Below are 11,493 nucleotides of genomic sequence, written 5' to 3'. Positions count from 1 at the left end.
ATAAAATTTTCAAACTAAAATCGCAAAGCTTTCGCTCAATTTGTAATTTTTCAGAAGGTTCAATAACTAATTTCTTCTCATCGTTATGGTATTTATAACTTTTGCGCCTATTAAATCTCCCCAAACGTTTATACTTGTTCTAAACATATCCAAAAATCTATCCACAGCGATAATTAACGCGATATACTCCACACTAAGTCCTACGCTTTGCAAAATCATAGTCATCATAATAAGTCCAGCTCCAGGTATCCCGGCCGCGCCAATAGAGGCAAATGTAGCCATAACAAAAATAATAATCTGCTGCGATAAGCTAAGTTCCACTCCGCTAATATTTGCTATAAACATAACCGCTATCGATTCATATAAAGCCGTTCCGTCCATATTTATCGTTGCTCCAAGAGGCAGAACGAATCCGGCGATTTTTTTATCTATTTTTGCTTTAATTTCTGCAGTTTCTATAGAAACGGGAAGGGTGGCCGAACTTGACGCGGTGGAAAAAGCTACCATTAAAGCCTCTTTTACTTGAGAAAAGTATCTAAAAGGATCTATTTTTCCAAAAAAATATAAGATTATTCCCAGCGTAAAAAAGGCGTGTAAAAATAGCGCGCTCAAAACAGCTATCACGTAACTATAAAGCTCAAAAATAGGATCCAATCCATTTTTAGCAACAGTATAGGCTATCAAAAAAAAAACTCCGATTGGCGTTAGATTTATTACCCATTTTGCCAATACCATCATAGAGTCGTTTATAGAGTCAAAAAAGTTATATAAAATTTTTTGTTTATCTTTTTCTATAAACATAACCGAGATTGCAAACAAAATAGCAAAAAATATAATTGGCAAAATTTTTCCGTTAGATAGCGCATTAAATATATTTGTAGGGATAAAAGAGAGCAAAAAATCGCTAAATGGTATATTTTTTGCGGCGATATTTTGATCTAAATTTTGAGAAATTTCCATACCCTTTCCAGGATCTATAATATTTACCACTATTAATCCCAGCAAAACCGCTAAAGATGTAGTAAGAAGATAGTAGATAAAAGCTTTTAAACCTATAGATTTTAAATCGTCGCTACTTTTTAAGCCGACTATTGCTATAAAGATTGAGGCAAAAACAAGGGGGATTATTAACATTTTTAACAAAGAGATATAAATGTCTCCGATAAATTTTAGGTTTAAGGCTATCTCTTTAAACCAATATCCAAAAATAAAACCAAAAATTATGGCGATAAAAGTAAGATTTTCAAGTTTTAACACTCTAGCCAACGGCCGCCTTTATAAAAAAAGATTAAGTAGAAAAATGATAATAGATATTGTACCAAAAATTAAACTATTTCCTATGGCGTTGGCTCCCTGACAGCTTGTGCAGTTTTTATATTTTTTTGTTTCGTAGTTTGAATAAAAGAGATAAAATAAAATAGCTAAGATATTTATAACACTCCATACCGGTATGATATTTGGATTGTATTTGATGAAAAATTTTAAAATAAAGGCAAATATCTCTAAAATTACGGAAACTTTTATCCCAAAAAGTATCTTATCTTTTATAAAAGTAGTAGGACAGCTTTGGTTTTGATACTCTTTAATAAATTTTTTTGCCTCTTTTTTAGGTAGTTTATTTATCAAAAGTCCGCCAAAAGTTAGATCAATCTTTCTTTGAAGCCATATAGCGTCATCTCCTTTTAATTCCAAAAATTTTTGATTATTGTTTCTATCAAAATAGGTAACTTTAATATTTTCATATCTTTTTATCTCAAACTCTTTTGCGGGGATTGTTTCGTCTGTCTCTTTTGAAGTTACAAAGCCTTTATAAAAGTAGATGGAAGGATTTATAAGCTCTAAAAAATCGTTATCTTTTTTAAATACTACGATTTTAAGGGGAACTCCCAATTGGATGGCCGATAATCCTTTTAAATTGTTAGCTTCGCTTATTTTTTTCATATCTTCTAACAATTTAAAAAGATTTTCGTCAAACTCCCTTACTTCTCCGCTTATTTGCATTAGTTTGGGATCTGGGTATGTTAAAAGTTTCTTCTCCAAAATATTCCTTTTTTATCAGCGCAAAAAGCGCTGATTTGATCTGTTAATGGTGGCTTTTTGCCACAACTTTTAGCATTTTAAGATTTATTACGATAAATCTTATAAACTGATATATTTTACAAGTTCTTAAAAATTTTTGAAACGGGCCCGGAGCCATCGTTTCAAAAGATTTGTTATCGTATGGTCTTATATTTTTCATTACATCTTCATATCCGCCCATTGCCATAATACTCTCCTTTTATAGTTTAAATTTTATTCTGGGATCATCGTCCAGCCTGGATTTAATTTTGCTTTATACATAAACATATAATGTAAAATATGTTTGATCCAGTGGCCCGCAAGCCCGATTTCACCAAAAGTATATTCAGGGTCTCTACCTGTTCCTGGAAATTTTTCATAATCTGGAACAACCGGATATACCGTTAACGCCGCTGCGGTTCCATCCCACCAACTTTTTCCGGTGCTTGCAACGCAAGCGGCACCCATTTCAGCCATAGAAGCGTGATGTTGTGGTTTGTCCGCTTTTCCTTGGATCATCTCAACTATGCTTTGAGCTACGGTTTTTCCGATGATTCCAGAAGGCATTCCCGTTCTAGGAGGAGCCGGAGTGATAACTGTTCCGTTTACCGATTTCATAGGTTTGCTTATTGGATGCGGCGGTGCAAAAGCTATCCCAACGGCAAAAATATTTTGATAGTCTGGATTTTGATAATATTTTGGCCAATCGCTTGCTTTCCACTCTTCAAAAGGTTTTGGCGTATAATCTGCGTCAACTTTTAAAAATCCGTTAGGAGCAAAAAGTTTATCGGTTATATCGTTTCCGGCTTTATCGTAGGCTTTTAATCCAACACCGCTAAACGGAGGTATAAGCATCGCAAAATCAAAATCTATCTCTCCTTCGCTGCCGTCTAACAACTCATAATAGGCTTTTCCTGGCTCCACTTTTTTAACGGCGGCTCCCGTAATCCAGTCAACTCCTCTTTCAACAAACAAAGACTCAGCCATTATTTTACTTGAGGTTAGATATCCACCAAAAGTGATATGCACGCCCGCTACTCCAAAATCTCCCAAAAACTGCTCGTTTGATATCCACTGAATATCGGCTTTATCTCTTACGCCGGCTTTTCTAAGATTGTATTCGATATTAAATATATATTCAAAGGCAGCTCCTTGACAGGTGCATGTGCCGTGCCCCGTTCCTATTAAAAATTTTTGTCTCTCACCCTTTTTCATCTTCTCAATCGCTACTTGAAAAGCATCGTTTGCCTGAGCAGCATGTTGATATGTACAAACAGACCAGGTATGTCCGCCATCTGGTCCCAATCCTTCGGTAGCTCCAAAGTTAAGTTTTGGTCCGGTAGCGTTTATTAGATAATCATACTCTACCTCTTCGGTTTGACCTTTTTTTGATGGATCGGTATATTCTATGGTAACGTATGGCTTTTCGCTTCCCTCTTTTCCTTCTGGATGTATAGATATAGCTTTAGCCTGTTTAAAATCGATTCCGGCTTTTTGATAAACGGGTGCTAGTTCAAAAACAACATCTTCAGGCTTCATTTCACCTACGCCAACCCATATATTTGATGGAATCCAGTTCCATTTGCTGTTTGGAGATACGACTACAACTTCATGGGAATCTCCTAACCAATGTTTTGCGAAAGTTGCAGCGGTATGTCCAGACACACCAGCGCCTAATACAACTAATCTTGCCATTTAAACCCCTTTAAAATTTAAATTCGACACTTATTATAATCCTTTTATCTTTAAATAATTATTAGAAAAATTAATATTAAAACTTATAAGAATTATAAGTAAAAATTAAATAACGGCAAGTTATTAAAGTTATAAGTAGTTCCAATATTTAGGAGATAAAATTGAGATATTCGTTTTTAAAGCCTACATATCTTTTTGCGGAGTTATAAAGTTCTTTTACCTCATTATCCGAAAGCTCTCTTACAACTTTTGCTGGACTTCCAAGTATAAGACTTCTTGGAGGAAATTTTTTCCCTCCCGTAACCAAAGCTCCCGCTCCAACGATAGACTCCTTGCCAATTATCGCTCCATCAAGGATTGTTGAATTCATGCCTATTAAACAGGCATCTTCTATGATACACCCGTGTAGCATAACTCTATGTCCTACGGTTACGTCGTTTCCTATTATCGTAGGAAATCCGTCGCTCATATCAGCCTTTTTATAATGGGTTACGTGGATCATGGTTAAATCTTGAATATTTGTTCTATCTCCGATTTTTATATAATGAACGTCTCCTCTTATGACGCATCCAAACCATACAGAACTATCTTCGCCTATTTCGACGTTTCCTATGATTGTAGAATCTGGCGCTATCCATACATTTTTTTTAATTTTTGGAAACCACTCTTTATATCTTAATAACATTTTTATCCTTTTTAGCTCTCTTTTAGCAATCTTCTAGCCAACTTTTTTGCTTTGCTGACATTTGTTTTTTTATGAGAAGAATAAAGCATATTGGTATACTCTTCCATAACTATTTGAGAATTTATAGGGGTTTTTCCTAAGCTTTTTATTTTAACATATTCGCCATTTTCTTGCAGTTCTCTTGCTAAAACGTTATCATTTATTTGAAGATTTAATATCTCAAAAAGTTTATCGGATATCTCTTTATCAAAAATCGGAGTCATCAACTCTATACGTCTTTCAAGATTTCTTGGCATCCAATCGGCACTTGATATAAAAATAGACGGATTTGAATGTTTAAAATAAAAAATTCTTGCATGTTCTAGATATTTTCCTACTATAGATATAACTCTTATATTTTCGCTAACATCTTTTACTTTAGGTCTTAAACAGCATATTCCTCTCACTATTAGATCTATTTTGACTCCCGCTCTTGATGCTTTATATAAAGCGACTATAACTTCTGGATCGACCAAAGAGTTCATTTTAGCTATTATTCTTCCCTCTTCGCCTTTTTTTGTCTCGTTTTCTATTAGATTTAAAAGTTTTGGTTTTATTTGGGTAGGGGACATATATAAGGTATTTAGTTTTCCTTTTTTTGAAAAACCGGTTAAATAGTGAAAAAATCTTGTTGCGTCATCGGTTATCTCTTTTTTTGAGGTAAAAAAGCTTGCGTCTGTATAGATTCTTGCGGTTGAGGGATTGTAGTTTCCGGTAGCTAAATGAACATACTGTTTTAATCTATCTCCCTCTTTTTTTATGATCTGAGCTATTTTTGCGTGAACTTTAAATCCCGGAATTCCAAAGATTACATGGGCGCCTGCGTCTTCAAGAGCTTTTGCCCATATAAGATTGTTTTCTTCATCAAATCTAGCTTTTAGCTCAACCATTGCAGTAACTTGCTTTCCGCTTTCTGCGGCTTCTATAAGAGCTTTTACGATAGGTGAATCTTTTCCCACTCTATAAAGAGTCATTCTAATGGCTAAAACATCGGGATCTTTTGAAGCCTCTTCTATAAATTTAACAACGGGATCAAAACTCTCATAAGGATGATAAAGTAAAATATCCTCATGTTCTACAAGATCAAAAATATCTTCTTGATCAAGGGGAGGCAATATTTTTGGCGTAAAAGGTTCATACAATAGATGAGCAAAGTTTTTGTTTGATACAATTTGCCAAAGACTACCCATATTTAGTGGCATTTTAAATCTATAAATATCGTCTTTGAAAACTTGAATATGGGAATTTAGAAATTCAAGAAGATCTTCATCAATCTCCTCTCCAACCTCCAATCTTACGATCTCTCCTTTTCTTCTAAGTTTTAGTCCCTCTTCTAAAAGCTCCATAAAATCGTCCGCTTCTTCCTCTTCTATTTCTATATCGGCGTTTCTTGTTACTCTAAAAGGAGCGCTTGATAAAAGTTTGTATCCCGGAAAAAGCGTGTCTATATGCTCTGCTACAATAGACTCTATAGGAATATAGGTGTTTTCAAGCTGTATAAATCTTGGCAATACTCTTGGAAGCCTAATTAGGGCATATTTGATATCATGTTCGTTTTGAATATCGGCAAGTTTTAAAACAAGAGCAAAACTTAAATTGTTTAGATGAGGAAAAGGGTGGGTGGCATCCACCGCGATTGGAACGATTACCGGATATAGTTGATTGAAAAAATATTTATCTACCTCTTTTTTAGTTTTCGCATCCAAATCTTTATAACTTTTTATATATAACCCCTCTTTCTCTAAAAGCTCTATTATCTCAAAAAAAGTTTTTTCAACCTCTTTTTGTTCGTTATGTAGATAGTTTCTTATCGCCCTAAGCTGAGATAGAGGAGACATTTTATCAGGACCCGTTACCGAAACTCTTGATTTGAAAAGCTGCTTTAAACCGGCAACCCTTATCATATAAAATTCATCAAGATTTGTTCCGTAAATTGCGATAAATTTTAACCTCTCAAGCAAAGGATTCTCTTTTTTTTGAGCCTCTTCCAATACTCTTGTATTAAATCTTAGCCAAGATAATTCTCTGTTAATAAATAGTTTAGGATCTTTTAGATTTATCATTTTCACCCTTTTAAAATATAATGAAACACTCAATTATTTTTTATTTTAGCAAATATAGATAAAATTTTATATATAAGCTTTTTTTATCTAAAATTTGGAGATAAAATATGAGGATTTACGATATTGTAGAAAAATATAAAAAATTTAAAGAGCTTGAGTTCAAAAGACATGAAAAGCTTTTTATAGAGCTTGCGAAAAAGGGACAGAGTCCAAAAACGCTATTTATTGGGTGTAGCGATTCAAGAGTCGTTCCATCTTTGATTACCGGAAGTAAACCGGGAGATCTTTTTGTTTTTAGAAACATAGGAAACTTTGTTCCTCCTTTTAAACCCGATTTTGAGTATCATGCAACCGCCGCGGCGATAGAGTATGCCGTAAGCGTTTTGGGGGTAGAAGATATTATAGTTTGCGGACATTCTCATTGCGGGGCATGTGAAAGTTTATATAAAGATATTCCAAACTCTTTAGAGCTTATCCATACAAAAAAATGGCTCGAACTTGGACAGAAGGCAAAGGAGGCTGCAATAGAGGCGGTAGGGTTTGATGATAAAGAGTCGCTTTTGAGATTTACCGAAAAAATTTCGATACTTTTTCAGCTAGAAAATCTACTCACATATCCGGAAGTAAAAAAAAGAGTTAAAGAGAAAAAACTTTTTTTGCATGGATGGTATTGTAAAATAGAAAGCGCAGAGATAGAGTATTATGATAGTGAAAAAAAAGATTTTTTACCTCTTGGATAATTAAATGACTGAAAATTTAATATTGGCTCTTTCTGGCTTAGGTCTGTTTTTATATGCGATGATTTTACTTGAAGAGTCTATGAAGGAGGCGGCTGGAAGAAGTTTTAAAAGAGTTTTACAAGAGTCAACAAAAACGGTTTTAAAATCGATTTTGGTAGGTTCTATCGCTACCGCTATCCTTCAAAGTAGCTCTATAGTCTCTCTTATAGTGTTATCATTGGTAGGTGCCTCTCTTATGAATTTAAAAAGCGGCATCGGAGTGATTTTTGGCGCAAATATAGGCACAACGTTTACCGCCTGGCTTGTTGCCCTTCTTGGGTTTAAGCTAAATATTGAGAGTTTTGCTCTTCCAATGGCCGGGCTTGGAGGGTTTTTGCTTCTTTTTTTCCAAGAAAATAAAAAAATAGCTTCCTTTGCAAAGCTTTTACTTGCTCTTGGTATACTCTTTTTAGGCTTAAATTTTATGAAAGAGAGTATGGAAATATTTGCTAAAAGCGTGGATTTAAAAGAGTATGCAAGATACGGTATTATAACGATGGTAGCCATAGGCTTTCTAATAACCGCCATAATTCAGTCAAGCTCCGCCTCAACTGCGATATTTTTAACCGCGCTTCATTCAAATATAATCACTTTTGAAATGGCTGCTGCGTTAACAATAGGGGCAAATATAGGCACAACCGTTACTGCGATTTTAGGATCAATCGGGGGAACCCCCGATAAAAAAAGGATAGCTATAGCCCATTTTATTTTTAATGTAGCTACCGGAGTAGTGGCGCTTCCTATGCTTACTTTGATGGATAGGTTTATTTTGGATATCCTTGGGTTAAGGGATGATTTAACTACCGGTCTTGCTCTATTTCATACGCTTTTTAACGTTTTGGGTGTAGTATTGTTTTCCCCTTTTATTCCATATTTGGCAAATTTTTTAAATAGATTTTTTAAAAAGACTCAAACGCCTCTTGCAAAATATATAGTAAAAGTTCCCACAGATATCCCAGAAGTTGCCATAGAAGCGGCAAGAAACGAAGCAAAGCATCTTTTTATGAATAGTTTAGAGTTTGGTCTTTTTATATTTAATGTAAGACCAAAAGATGTTTTGGTGGACAAACTAAAAACAAAAGAGGTTTTAGAAAAAAATAGCGATATATTGGATATTAACTATTTAAGGCTATATAAAAATCTAAAAAGATTGGAAATTATGATCATCTCATACGCAAACGAAATAAGATCCATGGAGTTAAGCGAAGATGAGTTAAAAGCAATTAATGATATAGTTTATTCTGTTGAGAGGATAATCTTTGCCGCTAAAACATTAAAAGATATAAAAGAGGATATAGATAAGTTTGCCTCAACATTAAATGAAAACGAGTATAAAATGTATCAACATTTTAGAAAAAGAGTGGTTAAGCTTTTTAAAAATCTTGTTAGATTAGTGGAAGGTGAAGAGGAGAGGGCTCAAAAAATCATAGAGATATATCATCAAATATTAAACGATAACGAAGAGGCTTTATCGTCGATTGCGGTTTGGATAAAAAAGTATGATCTAGATGAAGAGACGGCCGCTACCGTTTTAAACGTAAACAGAGCGATATATCTTGCTTCAAAAAATCTCCTTGAAAGTGCCGATAGACTATTTTTGCCAAATGTTACCCTTTTGGAGGGGTAATTTGAAGTTTCAAGTTTGAAGTTTGAAGTTTTTACAGACTTTTAATTTTCTCTATTTCGTCTCTCAATCTTGCCGCCTCTTCAAATTCAAGTTTTCTTGCTGCTTCGTGCATAGCTTTTTTGAGCTCTTTTATAATTTTTTCCTTCTCTTTTGGAGGAAGTTTTTGCATCTTTTTCTTTTTTTCGTAAAGAAAATCAAGATCTTCGCTTTTTAAATTTTCATCAAGTTTTCTTTTAACCGTTTTTGGAATAATTCCATGCTCTTTGTTATAAAGCTCTTGTTTTTTTCTTCTATATATAGTTGTTTTTATCGCGTTATACATAGAGTTTGTAATCTTATCCTTTATCTCTTCTAAGAGATTTTCATCGTCAACTTCTATCTTTTTTTCTATCTTGTCGGCAAACATTAAAACTCTACCTTCAACGTTTCTTGCAGCTCTACCCATAGTTTGGATAAGACTTGTTTCGCTTCTTAAAAACCCCTCTTTATCGGCATCTAAAATAGCTACCATACTAACTTCTGGAAGATCTAACCCCTCTCTTAGTAGATTTATCCCTATAAGCACGTCAAATTCTGAAAGTCTAAGTCCTCTAATTAGTTGATTACGCTCTATTGCGTCGATTTCTGAGTGCATATATCTAACTCTAAGTCCCAAATCCGCATAATATTTTGTTAACTCTTCGGCCATTTTTTTTGTTAGGGTCGTAACTAAAACTTTATTTTTCTTTTTTATCTCCTTTTTTATCTCATCATATAAAGACTCAACCTGATACTTAGAGGGCAAAAGATAAACTTTTGGATCCAAAAGTCCGGTTGGTCTAATGATCTGCTCAGCTACTACACTGCTAAGTTCAAGTTCTGTTTGTGCCGGAGTTGCTGAGACAAAAAGGTAGTGGGGAGCTTTGTTTATAAACTCTTCAAACTTTAAAGGTCTGTTATCTAAAGCGCTTGGAAGTCTAAAACCATACTCTACCAATACCTCTTTTCTGCTTCTATCGCCCGCATACATTCCTCGAAACTGAGGAAGGCTTACGTGTGATTCGTCTACAATTATTAAAAAATCTCTATTCATAGCTTCAAAATAGTCTATCAAAGAGTATGGTGTTTCTCCGGGCTTTTTCCCGGTTAGATGTCTTGCGTAGTTTTCTATACTTTTGCAAGTTCCGGTAGTCTCAAGCATCTCCAAATCAAACTCCGTTCTTTGTTTCAATCTTTGATACTCAATCAATTTATTCTCTTTTTTAAAATATTCTAGTCTTTCTTGCAGCTCTTTTTCTATCGATTTTATGGCTTGGGCTAGTCTGTTTTGTCCTACGATAAACTGATTTGCCGCATAGATGGTAACGGAGTTTAGCTCTTTTGTTTTTTTGTTTGTTAGAGTGTCAAAATAGTAAATCGATTCTATCTCATCGCCGAAAAACTCCACTCTTACAGCCTCTTCTTCGCTATATGCCGGATAGATATCGATCACGTCTCCGCTTACTCTAAAGTCTCCTCTGTCAAAAAATTTGTCATTTCTTTTATATCCCATCTCTACTAAACGGTAAAGCAGAGTTTTTTGGTCTATTTCGTGACCAACTTCTAGCTTTTGAACCATTTTTCTATATTCGTTTGGGTTTCCAAGACCGTAATTTGCGCTAACACTTGCGACTACTATAACATCTTCAAACTCCAAAAGACTAGCTGTTGCCGATAATCTAAGTCTTTCTAACTCTTCGTTTATAGAGCTGTCTTTTTCTATAAAAAGATCTTGCCTTGGAAGATATGCTTCTGGCTGATAATAATCGTAATAACTTATAAAATATTCAACATGGTTTTTTGGAAAAAAACCTTTAAATTCGCTATAAAGCTGAGCAGCCAACGTTTTATTGTGAGTCATAATGAGTGTTGGCATTTGAAGATTTTCTATAATTTTTGCCATTGTAAAGGTTTTACCGCTTCCCGTAACTCCAAGAAGGGTTTGATATTTGTTGCCTTTTTTTATAGATAAAGTAAGTTTTTCTATAGCTTGAGGTTGATCTCCGCAAGGGTTAAAATCGCTTATTAGCTCAAATTTAGCCAAGTTTTCTCCTAAATTTAAAATATTATTAATTAAAAAGTGATAGAATTATAGCAAAGTTTAAAAATAACTTAAAGGATATGGCGTGGAAGGTTTAAATCTTTTAGAAAAGCTAAATAACAAAATAGAGGAGCTTTTAAAAAATTATGAAAGATTAAAAGAAGAAAACGAAAATCTAAGAAAAGAGTTAGTAACTTGCAAGGCAAGCAACGAAGCAAAAGATGCTCAGATCCAAAAACTTCAAGAAGAGATAACTTTGAAGGATATGGAGCTTGAAGAGATTATACAAAAAGTGGAAAAAATATTGGGGCAATGAAAAAGATATCCATAACTGTCGCCGGAAAAACATATGATATAAATGTCGATAACGAATTTGCCGCACTACTTGAAGAGTCTATAAAAAAAGATTTAAAAATTGACGGCAACAACTCCGTAAAAAACCTGCTTGAGGCCTATTTGAAAAAAAATTATGAGTGTTTTATGATGGA

Annotated in this window: 10 protein-coding genes; 3 read left to right on the top strand and 7 right to left on the bottom strand. The window is 34.2% G+C overall.

The annotated features are described in order from the left end of the window. Nucleotides 1-66: 66 nt before the first annotated feature. The 6 genes from AC30RD_RS02840 to AC30RD_RS02815 all read right to left on the bottom strand — a co-directional run bounded on the left by AC30RD_RS02840 (nt 67) and on the right by AC30RD_RS02815 (nt 6,540). Nucleotides 67-1,257: a dicarboxylate/amino acid:cation symporter gene (locus AC30RD_RS02840; RefSeq protein WP_489492688.1), complete on the bottom strand. Its 1,191-nt coding sequence runs from the start codon at nt 1,255-1,257 to the stop codon at nt 67-69. Nucleotides 1,258-1,275: 18 nt separating this feature from the next. Beyond that, nucleotides 1,276-2,040 carry a peptide deformylase gene (locus AC30RD_RS02835; RefSeq protein WP_489492687.1) on the bottom strand — a complete coding sequence of 255 codons (765 nt, stop codon included), beginning with the start codon at nt 2,038-2,040 and terminating at the stop codon, nt 1,276-1,278. Between the two features lie 43 nt (nt 2,041-2,083). Further along, on the bottom strand, nt 2,084-2,266 hold the full coding sequence (locus AC30RD_RS02830) for a hypothetical protein (protein ID WP_489492685.1): 183 nt from the start codon (nt 2,264-2,266) through the stop codon (nt 2,084-2,086). 26 nt (nt 2,267-2,292) lie between these two features. Then, on the bottom strand, nt 2,293-3,753 hold the full coding sequence (locus AC30RD_RS02825; protein ID WP_489492684.1) for an NAD(P)/FAD-dependent oxidoreductase: 1,461 nt from the start codon (nt 3,751-3,753) through the stop codon (nt 2,293-2,295). A gap of 148 nt (nt 3,754-3,901) precedes the next feature. After that, nucleotides 3,902-4,438 (bottom strand): gamma carbonic anhydrase family protein, encoded by a 537-nt coding sequence (locus AC30RD_RS02820; RefSeq protein ID WP_489492683.1) that lies wholly within the window; start codon nt 4,436-4,438, stop codon nt 3,902-3,904. An 11-nt stretch (nt 4,439-4,449) separates the two neighbouring features. Next, nucleotides 4,450-6,540 (bottom strand): RNA degradosome polyphosphate kinase, encoded by a 2,091-nt coding sequence (locus AC30RD_RS02815; RefSeq protein ID WP_489492682.1) that lies wholly within the window; start codon nt 6,538-6,540, stop codon nt 4,450-4,452. A 107-nt stretch (nt 6,541-6,647) separates the two neighbouring features. Between AC30RD_RS02815 and AC30RD_RS02810 the strand changes: the two genes are divergently transcribed. After that, entirely contained in the window at nt 6,648-7,280 is a 633-nt protein-coding gene (locus tag AC30RD_RS02810) for a carbonic anhydrase (protein ID WP_489492681.1), read from the top strand. Nucleotides 7,281-7,284: 4 nt separating this feature from the next. Then, the gene (locus AC30RD_RS02805) at nt 7,285-8,946 is read left to right on the top strand and encodes a Na/Pi cotransporter family protein (protein ID WP_489492680.1); all 1,662 of its coding nucleotides are present in this window, start codon (nt 7,285-7,287) and stop codon (nt 8,944-8,946) included. A 31-nt stretch (nt 8,947-8,977) separates the two neighbouring features. On the opposite strand, the gene uvrB is transcribed toward AC30RD_RS02805, so the two are convergent. Beyond that, nucleotides 8,978-11,008, bottom strand: a complete 2,031-nt coding sequence (gene uvrB, locus AC30RD_RS02800; protein ID WP_489492678.1) for an excinuclease ABC subunit UvrB — start codon at nt 11,006-11,008, stop codon at nt 8,978-8,980. 82 nt (nt 11,009-11,090) lie between these two features. On the opposite strand from uvrB, the gene AC30RD_RS02795 reads away from it, so the two are divergent. After that, nucleotides 11,091-11,321: a hypothetical protein gene (locus tag AC30RD_RS02795; RefSeq protein ID WP_489492677.1), complete on the top strand. Its 231-nt coding sequence runs from the start codon at nt 11,091-11,093 to the stop codon at nt 11,319-11,321. Nucleotides 11,322-11,493: the final 172 nt, after the last annotated feature.

This window comes from Nitrosophilus sp. (assembly GCF_982775275.1).
This window is presented reverse-complemented; position numbering and strand designations above follow the sequence as displayed.